This is a genomic window from Actinoallomurus sp. CA-150999 (genome assembly GCF_050942425.1).
Taxonomy (GTDB): Bacteria; Actinomycetota; Actinomycetes; order Streptosporangiales; family Streptosporangiaceae; genus Actinoallomurus.
This window is the reverse complement of sequence record NZ_CP192063.1, coordinates 8,236,701-8,252,931: the sequence shown is the minus strand read 5'-3', so window position 1 is coordinate 8,252,931 and position 16,231 is coordinate 8,236,701. Positions and strand designations below refer to the sequence as shown.

The 16,231-nt window shown below is 71.7% G+C and carries 14 protein-coding genes; 4 read left to right on the top strand and 10 right to left on the bottom strand.

Going from position 1 to position 16,231, the window contains the following annotated elements; genetic code table 11:
* Window positions 1-8 precede the first annotated feature (8 nt).
* The 5 genes from ACQP2O_RS38125 to efeU form a co-directional block, all read right to left on the bottom strand.
* Complete coding sequence (locus ACQP2O_RS38125; RefSeq protein WP_433173834.1) at window positions 9-1,949, bottom strand: WD40 repeat domain-containing serine/threonine protein kinase; 1,941 nt, start codon at window positions 1,947-1,949, stop codon at window positions 9-11.
* A 113-nt stretch (window positions 1,950-2,062) separates the two neighbouring features.
* Window positions 2,063-4,153 (bottom strand): 3-hydroxyacyl-CoA dehydrogenase NAD-binding domain-containing protein, encoded by a 2,091-nt coding sequence (locus tag ACQP2O_RS38120; RefSeq protein ID WP_433173832.1) that lies wholly within the window; start codon window positions 4,151-4,153, stop codon window positions 2,063-2,065.
* Window positions 4,150-5,352, bottom strand: coding sequence for a thiolase family protein (locus tag ACQP2O_RS38115; RefSeq protein ID WP_433173830.1), 1,203 nt, complete (start codon window positions 5,350-5,352; stop codon window positions 4,150-4,152). Before ACQP2O_RS38115 ends, ACQP2O_RS38120 begins: the two co-directional genes overlap by 4 nt.
* A gap of 219 nt (window positions 5,353-5,571) precedes the next feature.
* On the bottom strand, window positions 5,572-6,774 hold the full coding sequence (locus tag ACQP2O_RS38110) for an FAD-dependent oxidoreductase (RefSeq protein WP_433173828.1): 1,203 nt from the start codon (window positions 6,772-6,774) through the stop codon (window positions 5,572-5,574).
* A 156-nt stretch (window positions 6,775-6,930) separates the two neighbouring features.
* Window positions 6,931-7,788 (bottom strand): iron uptake transporter permease EfeU, encoded by an 858-nt coding sequence (gene efeU, locus ACQP2O_RS38105; protein WP_433173826.1) that lies wholly within the window; start codon window positions 7,786-7,788, stop codon window positions 6,931-6,933.
* Window positions 7,789-7,990: 202 nt separating this feature from the next.
* Between efeU and ACQP2O_RS38100 the strand changes: the two genes are divergently transcribed.
* Window positions 7,991-8,803 carry a polysaccharide deacetylase family protein gene (locus ACQP2O_RS38100; protein WP_433173824.1) on the top strand — a complete coding sequence of 271 codons (813 nt, stop codon included), beginning with the start codon at window positions 7,991-7,993 and terminating at the stop codon, window positions 8,801-8,803.
* Window positions 8,804-8,875: 72 nt separating this feature from the next.
* Here ACQP2O_RS38100 and ACQP2O_RS38095 read toward each other — a convergent pair whose 3' ends face one another.
* The 4 genes from ACQP2O_RS38095 to ACQP2O_RS38080 all read right to left on the bottom strand — a co-directional run bounded on the left by ACQP2O_RS38095 (window position 8,876) and on the right by ACQP2O_RS38080 (window position 11,423).
* Window positions 8,876-9,364 (bottom strand): GNAT family N-acetyltransferase, encoded by a 489-nt coding sequence (locus tag ACQP2O_RS38095; protein WP_433173822.1) that lies wholly within the window; start codon window positions 9,362-9,364, stop codon window positions 8,876-8,878.
* The gene (locus tag ACQP2O_RS38090; protein WP_433191283.1) at window positions 9,354-10,577 is read right to left on the bottom strand and encodes an HRDC domain-containing protein; all 1,224 of its coding nucleotides are present in this window, start codon (window positions 10,575-10,577) and stop codon (window positions 9,354-9,356) included. The genes ACQP2O_RS38095 and ACQP2O_RS38090 overlap by 11 nt, the downstream gene beginning before the upstream one ends.
* A 23-nt stretch (window positions 10,578-10,600) precedes the next feature.
* The gene (locus ACQP2O_RS38085) at window positions 10,601-11,179 is read right to left on the bottom strand and encodes a DUF3000 domain-containing protein (RefSeq protein WP_433173820.1); all 579 of its coding nucleotides are present in this window, start codon (window positions 11,177-11,179) and stop codon (window positions 10,601-10,603) included.
* A 67-nt stretch (window positions 11,180-11,246) separates the two neighbouring features.
* Window positions 11,247-11,423, bottom strand: a complete 177-nt coding sequence (locus tag ACQP2O_RS38080) for a hypothetical protein (RefSeq protein WP_433173818.1) — start codon at window positions 11,421-11,423, stop codon at window positions 11,247-11,249.
* Between the two features lie 418 nt (window positions 11,424-11,841).
* On the opposite strand from ACQP2O_RS38080, the gene hemE reads away from it, so the two are divergent.
* The gene (hemE, locus tag ACQP2O_RS38075) at window positions 11,842-12,912 is read left to right on the top strand and encodes a uroporphyrinogen decarboxylase (protein WP_433173816.1); all 1,071 of its coding nucleotides are present in this window, start codon (window positions 11,842-11,844) and stop codon (window positions 12,910-12,912) included.
* A 6-nt stretch (window positions 12,913-12,918) separates the two neighbouring features.
* Here hemE and ACQP2O_RS38070 read toward each other — a convergent pair whose 3' ends face one another.
* Window positions 12,919-13,758, bottom strand: coding sequence for a DUF4349 domain-containing protein (locus tag ACQP2O_RS38070; protein WP_433173814.1), 840 nt, complete (start codon window positions 13,756-13,758; stop codon window positions 12,919-12,921).
* Between the two features lie 175 nt (window positions 13,759-13,933).
* Here ACQP2O_RS38070 and hemG point away from each other — a divergent pair, with 175 nt between their 5' ends.
* Both hemG and hemQ read left to right on the top strand, forming a co-directional pair.
* Window positions 13,934-15,394 (top strand): protoporphyrinogen oxidase, encoded by a 1,461-nt coding sequence (gene hemG, locus ACQP2O_RS38065; RefSeq protein WP_433173812.1) that lies wholly within the window; start codon window positions 13,934-13,936, stop codon window positions 15,392-15,394.
* A 101-nt stretch (window positions 15,395-15,495) separates the two neighbouring features.
* A complete protein-coding gene (gene hemQ, locus ACQP2O_RS38060) occupies window positions 15,496-16,137 on the top strand; it encodes a hydrogen peroxide-dependent heme synthase (protein WP_433191281.1) in 642 nt (213 codons plus the stop codon).
* The last annotated feature ends 94 nt before the right edge of the window (window positions 16,138-16,231 follow it).

The window sequence follows — 16,231 nt, the reverse complement described above, 5'->3', positions numbered from 1 at the left end:
ACGTCTCGCTACGAAAGCTTCCAGAGCTGGATCCATCTGGCGCCACCTGGCTCTCCCATGGCCGCTGCGAGGATCCCCCCGTCCGGGCTGAACGCCAGCGACGGGACCTCGTAGCCGGCCGAGGAGGTCGGCATGACGCCCGTCAGGGTGGTGGTGACACGGCCGCTGGACAGATCCCACAGGCTGACGGCCTTGCCGATGGTGTCGCCGGCGCCGACCCGGCCGCGTCCGGCGCCCGCGATCATCGCTCGGCCCGGACGGTATGCCGCCGTGTCGAGGATGTGGTGGGAGTCGGTGAGCGTCGCGGTGAGGCGCCCGGTGGCCACCTCCCACAGCCTGATGCCGGGCCCGGCGCCGGCGAGGGTCTTCCCGTCAGGACTGAACATCGCCGAGGCGTAGTCCAGGATTCCGCCCATGGGGGCGGTGAACGATCTGATGAGCCGGCCGGTCTTGGCCGACCACAGCCGTACCGCCGCCTCCATATCGGACACACTGGCCACCGTCTCGCCGTCCGGGCTGAAGGCGACCGAGTTCATGTTGCCGTTGTGTCCGAAGGTCGCGACGGTACGGCCGGTGGTCACGTCCACGACCTCGACCCTGCTGTGGTCCCTGCTGGTGAGGCCGACGGCGAGGGTCTTCCCGTCAGGGCTGAACGCCAGGCAGGTGACGGTGGCCTGGGCATGGCTCACCAGGACGCCCCGTGACTCACCCGTGTGCACGTCCCAGCGCCGCACGGCGTTGCCGCCGCTGAACAGGGTCTGACCATCCGTGCTGAAGGTCACCGCCGGGACGTTGAGGTGCCCGGCGATGGCGAAGACCATTCGGCCCGATGTGATGTCCCAGAGCCGGAGGGTGCGGTCGAGACCAGCACCGGCGAGTGTCCTGCCGTCCGGGCTGAAGGCGAGCTGAGTGACATCGCCGGTGTCGCCGGCGTCCAGACGTGCGAGCGGCTTGCCGACGCCGCTATTGCCGGCGGGAGCGCTTCGGGTACGGCCGTGTGACGCGATCTTCGGCCAGAGCAGGACCGTGGGAACGGCGATGGCGGTGGCGGCGGCGCCGATCCCACCGAGCAGCAGCGTGCGCCGTCCCAGCGGCGTGCCGGCGCCCGCGGGCGCGGTGGCATCGACGAAGGCGTGCGCCATCGGCCCGGTCACGGCGAGGCGGTTCAGCACGTCGGCGGCGGAGGGGCGATCGGCCGGGTCCTTGGCGAGGCATGCGATCAGCAGGGCTCGCAGCTCGCCCTCGAGACCGCCCAGCCATGGCGGTTCGCTGCTGATCCGATGGACGATGCCGGGCACGGTCGTCGCGTCGAACGGACCTCGGCCGGTGGCGGCGAAGACCAGCACCGAGCCCAGGGAGAACACATCGCCGGCCGCCGATACCGGCTCGGCGCGGACCTGTTCGGGCGACATGTAGGCGTAGGTGCCGATGACCGCTCCGCCGCCGGTCGTCGAGTCGCCGTCTTCGGCATGCGCGATGCCGAAGTCGATGATGCGCGGTCCGTCGTCGGCCATGATGACGTTGCCGGGTTTCAGGTCACGGTGGACCAACCCGCACCGGTGGATGGCGGCCAGCCCCTCGGCCGACCCCGCACCCAACCGGGCCACGGCGGCTGGGGCGAGGGGCCCGTGCTCGGCGACGACACGCTGCAACGTGGGGCCGGGAATGAAGGCGGTGACCAGCCAGGGGAGCTCGGCATCTGGATCGGCGTCGAGCAACTGCGCCGTGTGGAAGCCGCCCACCTGCCGCGCCGCCTCGACCTCCCGCGAGAACCGCTCGCGGAACCGTGGGTCCCGCGCGTGCTCGGTCTTGATGAGCTTGACCGCGACGGCTCGGCCACTCGGGGATGACCCGAGATAGACCTGTCCCATGCCCCCCGCGCCCAGTCGGCCATCCAGCAGGTACGGACCTATCCGCGCAGGATCCCCAGGTTGCAGTGGAGAGATCACGAAGAGCGAGGATATCCACTAAAGAACAATGATATCTACTTGAGAGCCGACAAGGCCTGATCAAGCGAAGAGCGCCCCGGCACGGGGTTCCGGGGCGCTCGTCGTAGTCGACGTCAGGAGTGGAAGCGCGCTCCGTTGACCTTCTCGGCGATGCCGGTGCGGTCGAGGTACGGCGTGATGCCGCCCAGGTGGAACGGCCAGCCCGCGCCGAGGATCAGGCACAGGTCGATGTCCTCGGGCGCCGCGACGACGCCCTCGTCCAGCATGATCCTGATCTCCTCGGCGAGCGCGTCGAGTGCCCGGGCGAGGACCTGCTCCTCGGTGGACGGCGAGGTGCCGCCCTCGAACAGGGCGACGGCCTCGGGGTCGAGCGTGAAGTCGGGGCGGTAGACCCCGGGCTTGCCCGCCGCGACCAGCTTGGCCAGGCCGTCGGAGAGCGGGAACCGGTCCGGGAACGCCGCGTGCAGCGTCTCGCCGACGTGCAGGGCGATGGCCGGGCCGACCAGACCCATGAGCACGAACGGCGACATCGGCAGGCCGAGCGGGTTGGTGGAGCGCTCGACGACCTCGATCGGAGTGCCCTCCTCCACCGTCGTGAGGATCGCCGCCTGCAGCCGCAGCAGGATGCGGTTGACCACGAACGCGGGCGCGTCCTTGACCAGCACGCAGGACTTCTTCAGCGCCTTGCCGGTGGCGAACGCCGTGGCGAGGGCGGCGTCGTCGGTCCGCTCGCCCCGAACGATCTCCAGCAGCGGCAGCACGGCGACCGGGTTGAAGAAGTGGAACCCGACGACCCGCTCCGGGTGCTTGAGCTTGGCGGCCATCTCGGTCACCGACAGCGACGAGGTGTTGGTGGCCAGCACACACTCCGGCGAGACGACGGCCTCGACCTCGGCGAAGACCTTCTGCTTGACGCCCATCTCCTCGAAGACGGCCTCGATCACGAAGTCGGCGTCGGCGAAGGCGTCCTTGGTCAGCGAGCCGGTGACCAGGCCCTTGAGCCGCGACGCCTCGTCCGCCGAGACGCGGCCCCTGCCGAGCAGCTTGTCGATCTCGGCGTGGACGTAGCCGACACCCTTGTCGAGGCGCTCCTGGTCCAGGTCGGTGAGCACGACGGGGACGTTCAGCCGCCGGGCGAACAGCAGGGCCAGCTGCGAGGCCATCAGCCCGGCGCCGACCACGCCGACCTTGGTCACTGGCCGTGCGAGGGCCTTGTCGGGCGCGCCGGCGGGCCGCTTGGCGCGCTTCTGCACCAGGTCGAACGCGTACAGGCCGGCCCGGAGCTCGGGGCTCATGATCAGGTCGGCGAGAGCGTCGTCCTCGGCGGCGAAGCCCTCGTCGCTGGTGCGGTCCTTGGCCGCCGCGACCAGGTCCAGCGCCCGCAGCGGCGCGGGGGCCGCGCCGTGCAGCTTGCCCTCGGCGAACCACCGGGCCTGCGCGACGGCGTCGTCCCAGGCCTTGCCGGTGTCGACCTCGGCGCGCTCGACCGTCACCTCGCCGGTCAGCACCCGGGCGGCCCAGCGCAGCGACTCCTCCAGGAAGTCCGCCGGCTCGAACATCGCGTCCGCGACGCCCAGCTCGAACGCCTGCGGCCCGCGGAGCATCTTGTTCTGGTTGAGGGGGTTCTCGATGATGACCTTGAGGGCCTTCGCCGCGCCGATCAGCCGGGGCAGCAGGTACGTCCCGCCCCAGCCGGGGACCAGGCCGAGGAAGCACTCGGGCAGCGCGAGCGCGGGCACGCCGGAGGAGATCGTCCGGTACGTGCAGTGCAGCGCCACCTCGACGCCGCCGCCCATCGCCGCGCCGTTCACGAACGCGAAGGACGGCACGTTCAGCTCGCCGAGCCGCCGGAACACGTCGTGCCCGAGCCGCGCGACCAGCGTGGCCTCCTCGCGGCCGGCCAGCGCCGACACGCCCTTGAGGTCCGCGCCGACCGCGAAGATGAACGGCTTGCCGGTGACGCCGACCGCCGCGACGTCGTCACGCGCCGCCACCTGGTCGAGGGCGTCGTTCAGCGCCAGCAGGCCACGCGGCCCGAAGGTGTTCGGCTTGGTGTGGTCGAACCCGTTGTCGAGCGTGATCAGCGCCATGGTGCCCGCGCCGTACGGCAGCTCGACGTCGCGAACGCGCGCGTGCGTCACGACCTCGTCGTGATCGACATTCCCGGCGTCCAGCTGGGAACGCCACGTCTGCACCGTGCTCACTTGCCCCCCTCGAAGTTCGGGTTCTCCCACAGAACGGTGCCGCCCATGCCCATTCCGACACACATGGTCGTCAGGCCGAAGCGGACGTCCGGCCGCTCGGCGAACTGGCGGGCCAGCTGCATCATCAGCCGGACGCCGGAGGACGCCAGGGGGTGGCCCAGCGCGATCGCGCCGCCCCAGGGGTTCACGCGCGGATCGTCGTCGGCGATCTTGAAGTGGTCGAGGAACGCGATCACCTGCACCGCGAACGCCTCGTTGATCTCGATCAGGCCGATGTCGTCCATCGTGATCGCGTTGCGGGCCAGGAGCTTCTCGGCGGCCGGCACCGGGCCGACGCCCATGACCTCCGGCTCGACGCCCGCGAACGCGTAGTCGACCAGCCGCATCCGGACCGGCAGGCCCAGCTCGGCGGCGACGTCCTCGGCGGCGACGATGCAGCCGGTGGCGCCGTCGTTGAGCCCGGCGGCGTTGCCCGCGGTGACGTGGCCGTGCGGCCGGAACGGCGTCTTCAGGCCGGCCAGCCCCTCCAGCGTCGTGCCCGGGCGCGGCGGCTCGTCCGCGGTCGCCAGGCCGTAGCCCTTCTCCTGCGAGCGGATCGCCATCGGCACCAGGTCCGGCTGGATCTTCCCGGCCTCGTACGCGGCGGCCACCTTCTGCTGGCTGCGCAGGGCGTACGCGTCGGCGCGCTCACGGGTGATGTGCGGGAACCGGTCGTGGAGGTTCTCCGCTGTCGACCCCATCACCAGGGCGGAGGGGTCGACGAGCTTCTCGGCCAGGAACCGCGGGTTCGGGTCGACGCCCTCGCCCATCGGGTGCCGGCCCATGTGCTCGACGCCGCCGGCGATGGCGACGTCGTACGCGCCGAAGGCGATGCCGCCCGCCACGGTCGTCACGGCGGTCATCGCGCCGGCGCACATCCGGTCGATGGCGTACCCGGGGACGCTCTTCGGCAGCCCGGCCAGAACGGCGGCCGAGCGGCCGATCGTGAGGCCCTGGTCGCCGATCTGGGTGGTCGCGGCGATGGCGACCTCGTCGACCCGGTCCGCAGGCAGGGAGGGGTTGCGCCTCCGCAGCTCGCGGATCACCCGGACGATCAGATCATCAGCGCGGGTCTCGGCGTACAGCCCCTTGGGGCCCGCCTTGCCGAACGGCGTGCGAACGCCGTCGACGAAGACCACGTCACGTGCGGTACGGGGCACGGTCGGTTCTCCTTCTGACAGAGCCTGCGGAGCACTGCTGGGTACTCCTACCCATAGGTTACTCGCCGGTAACGACTGGCGGGTAACCCGGGGTCGCCCACCACCCGCCGCCCACCACCCGCCGCCCGCCGCCCGCCGCCCGCCGCCCGCCGCCCGCCGCGCGTCGCGCGTCGCGCGTCGCGCGTCGCGCGGCCCGGCCCGTCCGTGTCCGCCGGTCGGTCAGAGTGCGACGGGGGCGTCCCAGTCGACGTGGTGCTCGAACAGCCACGCCATCTTCGCCATCGACTTGGGACCTCCGGCGTTCCGCAGGATGAACGGCAGGGCCAGGTCCCGCAGGACGCGGCCGGTCAGGCCCTGCTTCTTGGTGTTGTTCATCCCCGAGCCCCAGGCCACCACCCGCTCCACGCGCTCGCGGCGGAGCCTCTCGTACGCGGCCAGCGCCCGCGGGATGTCCGGGGCGTCGCGCAGGCAGCGGGCGAGCGTGACGGCGTCCTCGGCGGCCAGGGAGGCGCCCTGGCCGGAGGAGGGGGACACGGCGTGGGCCGCGTCGCCGATGACGACCATCCGGTCGGTGTGCCAGGTCGGCACGTTCGGCAGGTCGTACTGGTTGGTCAGCGGGAAGTCGCCGGACATCGCCCGCACGATCCGCGCCCCGGGGGTCCGGTCCGCCGACAGCATGCCGACGAGCTCCTCGCGGAGGCGGTCGGCCGTCAGCGCGCGAAGCTCCTCGCGCGACCGTTCCCTGGCCCGTGGCGGGTTGGCGAACCACCAGATCTCCCCGTCAGGGCTCACGGTGTACCCGAAGAAGCAGTTCTTCCCCCAGATCATGACGTAGTCGCCCGGCTCGGCGTCGATCCCCATGTCGCGGACGAAGCCGCCGGTGTTGCCGAGGCCGGTGTAGCGCGGGGCCGGATTGGCCGGGTCGATGAGGGAGCGCGTGGGCGAGTGCACGCCGTCGGCGCCGACCAGGAGGTCTCCTTCGGCCGTGCTCCCATCGGCGAACCGCGCCACCACGCGCCCGCCGGCCGTCGTCGCGCCGACCAGGCGCTTACCGTGCTCGATCGGGACTCCGCGCCGCTCGGCCTCCTCGTACAGGCCGCCGTACAGGTCCGCCCGCCGGATGGTGTGGGCGGCCGTGCCGTCGGTGAGCGTCGGCCCGAGGGGCATGGTCCCGAGCTGCTTGCCGGTGCCGCTGACGAAGCGCATGTGGCCGGACGGGAAGCCGGCCGAGGTGACGACCTTGTCGGCGTCGACCGCCTGCAGCGCGTCCAGGCCGTTCACCGCCACGGTCAGGTAGACGCCGTGGGAGAGGCCCGAGCTGTGCTCGTACGCCTCGTAGATCACCGGGTCCAGCCCCGCCTTCTTCGCGGCGATCCCCGCCACCGCGCCGGCCACGCCGCCGCCCACGATCAGTACTCGCATCACGACACCCTCTGTTCGCTCGGAGATAGTTCTTCTCTTGAGAAGAGCATCTTGATACTAGAGTATCTTGCCAGTCAAGAGAGATTCTCCATCCGGGAACGCGAAAGCCCCCGGCCGGGACGGCCGGGGGCGAGAGGTCGGGCTGGGCGCCGGGAGTCAGCCTTGGGCGGGCGCCGGTTGCCGCTGCGGCTTGGGAGCGGCCGGCTTGGCCGGGCGGAGGAACAGGATCATGACCGGCACGAGGTAGAGCACCCACATCACGGCCTGGACCACGGTCACCTGCGGCGTGAGGTTGAAGACTCCTTGGAGGGCGGTCTGCAGCCACTGACCGGGGGTGCCCATGCCCTGGAACCAGGTGTGCGGCTGGAACGCGTACGACGTGAGCCCCGGCAGGATCCCCGCCTCCTGGAGGTCGTGGAAGCCGTAGCCGAAGACGCCGGCGGCCACCACGATGAGTGCCGCGCCGGTGATGGTGAAGAAGCGCTTGAGGTTGAGCTTCAGCCCGCCGCGGTACAGCAGGTAACCCAGCAGGGCGGCGGTGAGAAGGCCGAGCACGGCGCCGATGATCGGCTCGGTGGTGTTGTTGGCGGCGTCGATGTTGGTCCACAGGAACAGGGCCGTCTCCAGACCCTCCCGTCCGACGGCCAGGAGTGCCACGGCGAACAGCGCGCCGGTGCCGAGGGACAGCGCGCCTTCGAGCTTGCCCTCGAGCTCGGCCTTCATGAACCGCGCGGCCCGGCGCATCCAGAAGACCATCCACGTCACGAGGCCGACCGCGACGATCGAGAGGGTGCCGCCGAAGGCCTCCTGCGTCTTGAACTGCATCTCGCCCGAGGCGAAGCTCAGCAACACGCAGAACGCGACGCTGATCCCGATCGCGGTGCCGATGCCGGCCCAGACCGGACCGAGAGCCCGTCGGTTGCCCGACTTCACCAGGTACGCGATGAGGATGCTGACGACCAGCGACGCTTCGAGCCCTTCGCGCAGGCCGATGAGGAAGTTGCCGAGCAGCAAGGGGACGCGCTCCTTCGCACAGGGGAATCTTAGGCAAACCTAACCTAACTGAGTGTGCGGGAGGGGGTCGCCGAACGCAAGCCCGGAATGTCACTCAAAGCCCGATTGCGGTGTCTAATGCGTCACGTCCCTGTAGTGGTTCCTCTGTTGCGATCCGATCACGTGTGTCCAGCGGTACCAGTTAGGGCATAGCGTTTGACACGTGGAGTTTCGGGATGTCGTGACACGCCGTCGCATGATCACTCTCGGTGCAGCCAGCGCCGCTCTCCTGCTCGCCGGAGACAGAGTCAAGGGGATCCCCGCCGCGAACCGGCATTCTGTCGCCCGGGGCCGCGCCGTCATCCCGCCCGCGGACACCTCCCCGACGCCCACCCCCACGCCGAAGCCTCCGACGCCGACGCCGCTGCCGCGTCGCAAGGAGGCCATCCACACGCTGCACGACGTCCTCCCGACCGCACCGCCCAACGCGATCTCGCTGACCATCGATGACGGCCCGCACCCGGAGTGGACGCCGAAGATGCTCGACCTGCTGGCCGAGCACGACGTGAAGGCGACGTTCTCGCTCATCGGCATCCAGGTGAAGCAGTTCCCGAAGCTGGCGCAGCAAATCGCCGCGGCGGGCCACCAGATCTGCAACCACACGATGAACCACCCGCTGGACATCGCCTCGCTGTCGTCCCGGAAGGTCGACAAGGAGATCACCGAGGCGCACGAGCGCATCTGCGACGCCACCGGGGTCGTGCCGAAGTTCTTCCGCTCGCCGGGTGGGGCGTGGTCGCGCGCGGTGTTCGGCTCGGCGGCCCGGCACGGGATGCTGCCGATCGACTGGGACATCGACCCACGCGACTGGGCCCGCCCGGGCACCCGCAGCATCAAGCGGAGCCTGCTGGAGGCCAAGGGCGGGGACATCCTCCTGTGCCACGACGGCGGAGGCGACCGCTCCGAGACGATCAAGGCCCTGGGTCAGGTCATCCCGAAGCTGAAGGCCCGCGGGCTGTCCTTCGTCCTGCTCTGACCACCTGCGCCGACCGCGTCGCACGGGCTGATCGCGGGGTAGGTCCGGCCGCGCAGTATGGCGCGGTCGCCGTCATCCCAGGGCGCGGGTGTACCAGACGTACGGCGGTGTGAGGATGTCGACGGTGAATCCGAGCCGCTCCAGGAGCCGCCGGGACGGGACGTTGCCCGCATGCACCTCGGCGATCACCTGGCGGCAGGCGGCGGACCCTTCGAGCCATCCCAGGAGGCCACGGATCGCCTCGGTGCCGTACCCCCGCGACCGCCAGGGACCACCGAGGCCATAGGCGATCTCGACGGTCCCGTCGGGGCCCGGCCCGTGTTTCAGCCCGCACTCGCCGATCACCGCGTCCTCGCGGTGGATCAGCCAGGTGAGCGCGCCGGGGTCGGCGGCCGCCCGGTGGGCGACCATCGCGGTCGCGTCCGTCGGCCACCCGCCGGCCGCCACGATCCCCGAGGAGTCGCCCCGGGCGAGCGCACGCGCGGGCCCGCGCTCCAGCCGCCGCAGCACGAGCCGCCGGGTGACGATCGGATCGGCACCGGGCGGGTGGTCAGACCTCACGCTTGGCGGCCAGCCGGAGCAGCGCCTTGGCGAGGGGCGTCGCCGTCAGCTCCACCTGCCAGGTACGGGCCCCGAGTGCGGTGAGCACGACGCCGATCGACTCGGCCGTCACCTCCTCCGGCGGATCCCAGGCGAGCCGTCGGACGGTGTCGGGCTGGAGGAGGTTCTCCGTGGGCAGGGTGTGCTCGTCGGCCAGCGCGGCCACCACGGCCCGCAGCGCGCTCAGGCGCTCGGCGGCCGCCGGGTCGCGCTCCGCCCAGCGGTGGGCGGGCGGCGGCCCGTCTCCGGGGATGCTGTGCTCGGGCAGCGAGGCGTCCGGGAGGGTCCGCCCCCGCTGCACGGCCCGGAACCAGGCCGGAGCGTGCCGCCGGGTGTTGCGCCCGCGGAACGAGGCCAGCGCCGCCAGATCGTCCGGGGTCCGCGGGAGCTCCAGCGCCGCCTCGACGATCGCGGAGTCGGGCAGCACCCGGCCGGGGGACAGATCGCGCTCGCGGGCGATCCGGTCACGGGTCGTCCACAGCTCACGGACGACGGCGAGGCTGCGGCGGCTGCGCAGGCGGTGGATGCCGGACGTGCGCCGCCAGGGGTCCTGCCGGGGTTCCTTCGGGGGAGTGGCCAGGATCGCGGCGAACTCCTCCTCGGCCCACCGCAGCTTGCCCGCCTCATCCAGTTGCCGCTGCAGCGCGTCGCGCAGCTCCACCAGGAGCTCGACGTCGAGCGCGGCGTAGCGGAGCCAGTCGGCGGGCAGCGGGCGGCTGGACCAGTCGGCCGCCGAATGGCCCTTCTCCAGCGTGTAACCGAGGACCGTCTCGACCATCGTGCCCAGGCCGACGCGGGGATAGCCGAGCAGCCGTCCGGCAAGTTCGGTGTCGAACAGGCGGCGGGGTGCGAGCCCGAGCTCGGCCAGGCACGGCAGGTCCTGGCTGGCGGCGTGCAGCACCATCTCGGTATCGGCGAGCGTCGCGTCCAGCGCGGACAGGTCCGTACACGGCACCGGGTCGATCAGGAACGTTCCCGATCCGGAGCGACGAAGCTGCACGAGGTAGGCCCGCTGGCCGTAGCGGTATCCGGACGCGCGCTCGGCGTCCACCGCGACGGGGCCCGTCCCGGCGGCCAGGCGTTCGACCGCGTCCTGGAGCGCCTCCGGCGTCTCGATGACCGGAGGGATGCCCTCCCGTGGTTCAAGTAGGGGTACGACTTCTGCTTCCGACACTTCCACGCGCCTACCGTATGTGCTCAAACTCCGGAACTCGGCAGTGAGGTCACTCCCGCGGGCGGCAAGCCCGCCGCCTGACATAGAACATCGCACCATGCACTGATATGCCCTGCAATATCCTCACTTGTCGGTGACCATGAAGCGCGGAGCTCCAACTCGGTCGTCGCCGGGTCGGCGTCCTTGTCACCGAAGCTCTCCGAAACCGCCCGGGTGATCGTGCCCGACGCGGCCTTGTACCCGGCCCGGTGCGCGTCGAGGGCCTCGGTCAGCCAGCTCCACCCCACGGGCCCGATCAGCGGATCGGCGGCGATCTCGGGCTCCAGCTCCGCCCGTACGTAGGCGACCAGCCGGAAGTCCCCGTCCCAGCCGCGCTGCCCCTCGGGGTCGTACAAGACGATCAGACGGCCGACGGCGAGCTCCGTGTCGTCCTCCCGGTACACCGTCGCCATGATCGCCGCGGCGTAGGGCGCCAGCCGCTGCGGCGCGGGCATGTCCTCGAGCAGAAGCTCGGGCCGCGCGGGCTCGGCGTCGACCATGGCCCGCAGCGTCTCGGCCACGCGTTGGAACGGTCCGGGTACGGGGTCGCTCGAGGCCGTCATCGGGCGTACGGCCGATCCACCCGGCACGCCTGGGAACGATTTGACTCACGCATGTGCACAGCGACCCTCAGGCCGCCTCAGAGTGGGCGATCACGGGAAGCGCCGGCGCGTCGCCGATCAGGATCGCCATGCCGCAGTCCACGCACGCCCACTCGGGGCAGTCCGCGCCGTGGCCGTCCGCGCACGGCGGCTGTTCGAAGCGGCGTTCGCCATTACAGACGGAACAATGACGTGTGAGGGCCATCTCGGTGACCTCCCTCGATCCGGCAGGGGGAGCGTTCACACGTTCGCATGCGCCCCGGCGTGATTGCAGGACATCGCTCGGCGTGTCCTGAAGATTCTCATAACGGACGTAGGGCCATGCCCCGCGATCTGTCCGCCAGACGTCGTCGCGGCCTCATCGTACGGGACCGCGAGACCGATGCGGGACCGTTCCAGCGGTCTGGGGCGGGCGATGCGGGCCGTGTCGGCGCGGGCCGATGGCGATCGCGGGTGGCGTGCGGGGACGGGATCGCTGGGCGGTGCGCGCGAAGACAGGTGTCCCAGGGGACGGGAGTGCGCGTCTTGCGGGGTGGTGCGCGGTGCGGCGCCTATTCGTGGGACGATCCAGAGCGGGCCGCATGCCTGCACCTTCCGCGAAAACCAGACAGGAGCGCACCGTCATGCCGCAAGACAGCGGGCCCCACGGGGCCGGGCCGGAGCAGCGCGAGGAGAGCGCCTTCCTGCTCGCCTGCCGTCGCCGGCCGGTGCCGCACACCCCTGTCTGGTTCATGCGCCAGGCGGGCCGCTCGCTGCCGGAGTACCGCGAGGCCCGGGTGGGCATCCCGATGCTCGAGGCGTGCGCCCGGCCCGACCTCGTCGTCGAGATCACGATGCAGCCCGTGCGCCGCTACGCGGTCGACGCCGCCATCTTCTTCAGCGACATCGTCGTCCCGCTCAAGGCGATCGGCATCGACCTCGACATCAAGCCCGGCGTGGGCCCCGTCATCGCCGACCCGATCCGCGACGCCGCCGCGGTCGACCGGCTGCGCCCGCTCGAAGCCGCCGACGTGCCGTTCGTCGCCGAGGCGGTCGGCGCGCTCATCGGCGAGCTCGGCGGCACCCCGCTGATCGGGTTCGCCGGGGGCCCGTTCACCCTCGCCTCGTACCTCATCGAAGGCGGCCCGTCCAAGACCCACGACCGGACCAAGGCGATGATGTACGGCGAGCCCGAGCTGTGGGCCCGGCTGCTCGACCGGCTCGCCGACATCGCCGCGACGTACCTGAAGATCCAGGTCGAGGCGGGGGCGCGCGCCATCCAGCTGTTCGACTCGTGGGTGGGCGGCGTCGGCCCGGAGGACTACCGCACGTCCGTGCTGCCGCACAGCCGCAAGATCTTCGCCGCTCTCGAGCCGTACGACGTGCCGCGCATCCACTTCGGTGTCGGCACCGGCGAACTCCTCGGCCTCATGGGGGAGGCCGGCGCCGACGTCGTCGGCGTCGACTGGCGGGTGCCGCTCGACGAGGCGGTGCTGCGCGTCGGGCCCGGCAAGGCGTTGCAGGGCAACCTCGACCCGGCGATCCTGTTCGCCCCGTGGGACGTCATCGAGACGCGCGCCCGCGACGTGCTCGCCCGGGGCCGTACCGCCGAAGGGCACGTCTTCAACCTCGGCCACGGCGTGCTGCCCACGACCGACCCCGACATGCTGGCGCGGCTCGTCGACTTCGTACACGAGGAGTCGGCGGCCCGCTGACCGCGGTCAGGCGGCCTCCGGCCGATCGGCCTTGGACTTCGAGGGGCGTCTGCGCCGCCGGAGACCGTACAGCGGCAGGCCGATCAACGCGGCGACGGTCAGGAACGGCAGTGCCCAGCCGAGGACCAGCGCGAGTCCGCTCACGAACGCGGTGAAGGCCCGCCAGCCCGTCGCGACCCCGCCCGTGAAGCCATGAGCCCGTCGCTTCGCCGGCTTGCTGCCATCGATCCGCAGCGTCACGGTCGCGAACGCCGTCTGCCGTGCCAGGGACCGCTGGCGTGCCTGCAGCGATTCCAGGTCCGCCTGCCGCTGCGAGATCTCCTGTTCGACGCGGATGATCTCGCTCACGGTCGTCGCCTTGGCGAGCAGCGCGCGGAACGAGGCGAGCGTGGCCTTGGCCGAGGCGACCCGGCTGTCGACGTCCGCGACCTCCTGCGTGACGTCCTCGGCCTGCTGCTGCAGGGAGGTGCGCGTGCCGATCTGCGCCGAGCCCAACTGGTCGAGGACCTCCGCGTACCTCGCCGACGGGACCTTGAACGTGATCGTCGATCCCGGCCGGGAGCCGGAGGAGCTCTCGGCCTGTTCGCTGCCGACGTACCCGCCCGCGCCGGTGACGATCTGCTTCGCCCTCGCCGCCGCGGCGGCGACGTCCCGGGCGCGTACGGTGAGCGAGGCGGTGTAGATGATCGCCTGGGCGGGCTCCAGGCGGACCTGCTGGGCGGTCTTCGGGGCGCCGCCTGCGGCCGATCTCCTCAGTGACGCGGCACCCTCCGCGCTCGACCCCGAGGCGCCGTTCGAGTCGCTCGAACCGGCGCAGCCTCCGAGGAGCAGAACGGCGACCAGCATGCAGAGTAAAGACCTCATGTAAAGAGGGACGTTGTGGCGCACGTCACCGTTGCCGCTCCGCGGTCGCGATCCCGTCACGATGCCGACGCGCCGCGATCACGGGACCCGCCGCGATGAGGGGACGCGCCGCGCCCCTGGGTGCCGGTCGTCTGGAACGTCTGCCATCGTTGGACCCATGACCGATGAGGCACATCGCGCTCACGTCGCCGTCATCGGCGGGGGCGTCGCCGGGCTGACCGCAGCGTACGAGCTGGCCAAGAGCGGTGTCCGCGTCACCCTTCTGGAGGGCGGTGCCGACGTCGGCGGCAAGCTCAAGGTGAGTGAGATCGCCGGCGTTCCCGTGGACGAAGGTGCCGAGGCGATGCTGGCACGGCGTCCGGAGGGCCTGGAACTCGTGCGCGAGCTCGGCCTGGGGGACCGGCTGACCTTCCCCGGCACCACCTCGTCGGCCATCTGGAGCCGTGGCGCCCTGCACCCCATGCCCGCCGGTCAGATCATGGGCGTGCCGGCCGACCTGGTCGCCCTCGCCCGCTCCCAGGTGCTCTCGCCGGGTGGCCTCGCCAGGGTGCCCCTCGACCTGGTCCGCCCGGAGACGCCGCGAGGCGAGGACGTGTCGGTGGCCGAGTTCGTCGGCGCGCGGGTCGGCCGCGAGGTGGTGGACCGCCTGGTCGAGCCGCTGCTCGGCGGGGTGTACGCCGGGCGCGTCGACCAACTGTCCTTCGAGGCGACGATGGGCGGCCTGGCCGCGGCCTCGCGGAGCCGCCGGTCCCTGATCGCCGCCGCCCGTACGGTGGCCGAGGCGGCTCCGGCCGCTCCCGGGCCGCTGTTCACCACGCTCGTCGACGGGATGGGCGCGCTGCCCGGCGCGCTGGCCGCGAAGGTCACCGAGTTCGGCGGCGCCGTGCGCACCGAGGCGATGGTCCGCGAGCTGGCCCGTACGCCCGGCGGCTGGCGGCTCACCATCGGTCCCGCGCGCGACCCCGAGTCCCTCGAGGTCGACGCCGTCGTGCTCGCGGTGCCCGCCCGCCCCGCCGGACGCCTCCTGAAGGACGCGTCGCCGTCGGCCGCGGCCGAGCTCGGCCGTGTCGAGTACGCCAGCATGGCGGTCGTCACGCTCGCGTACGCGGGCACGGCGTTCCCCGAGCCGCCGCGCCGCAGCGGCTATCTGGTGCCCGCCGTCGAGACGAAGGACGTCAAGGCCGTCACGTTCAGCAGCACCAAGTGGCCGCACCTGACCGACGGCACCGTCATCGTGGCCCGCTGCTCCATCGGCCGGTACGGCGACGAGCAGGCGCTCCAGCGTTCCGACGAGGAGCTGAAGGCGGCGGCCTTGACGGAGCTGGCCCGCACCAGCGGCGTCAACGAGCTGCCGATCGACACGCGGGTCACCCGGTGGGGCGGTGGCCTGCCGCAGTACACCGTCGGGCATCTCGAGCGGGTCGCGCGGATCCGCGCGGCGGTCGCGACGCTGCCCGGCGTCGCGGTGTGCGGCGCCGTCTACGACGGCGTCGGCATTCCGGCATGCGTCGGATCCGCCCGCCTCGCGGCGGCCCGGGTGCTCGAACACGTGAACGGTCGGGGAGAATCGGATCGAAGCGACGAGCCGGTCGGTGAGCGGGGCGGCCGGCCCGGGTGACCCCCGGTATCCCCCGGAAAGCGAAGAGGAGTGCGACCGTGAGTGCCGCAGAGACGGGCCGACCGAAGGCACGCGAGCTCAACGAGGTGATCCGGTACACCATGTGGTCGGTGTTCCGGGCCCGTGACCTGGCCGAGGCCGACCGCGCGGCGGTCGCCCGCGAGGTCGAGGACCTGCTCGAGCAGGCGGCGGCCAAGGACGTCACGACGCGCGGCCTGTACGACGTCGCGGGGCTGCGCGCCGACGCCGACTACATGTTCTGGTGGCACGCGCCGACCTCCGACGACCTGCAGGAGATCTACCACCGCTTCCGGCGGACGGCGCTCGGCCGCGCCTCCGAGCCGGTGTGGTCGGTGATGGCCCTGCATCGCCCGGCGGAGTTCAACAAGAGCCACATCCCGGCGTTCCTCGCCGATGAGGAGCCGCGCGGGTACCTCTGCGTGTACCCGTTCGTCCGGTCCTACGAGTGGTATCTGCTGCCCGACGAGGAGCGCCGGGCGATGCTCGCCGAGCACGGGAAGATGGCCCGCGGCTTCCCCGACGTGCGGGCCAACACGGTCTCCTCGTTCGCGCTCGGCGACTACGAGTGGATGCTGGCCTTCGAGGCGGACGAGCTGCACCGCATCGTCGACCTCATGCGGCACCTGCGCGGGGCGGAGGCCCGGCGCCACACCCGCGAAGAGGTGCCGTTCTACACCGGCGCCCGCAAGCCGGTCTCCGAGCTCGTCGCCGCCCTGCCGTAACCCATTCGCAGGTCAAGGGCCGTCGATGACTTGCTCATCGGGCGGGTGGGTCGCCTTGCCGCGGCGGAGTATTCCACGCGTGACTCGATCGCGG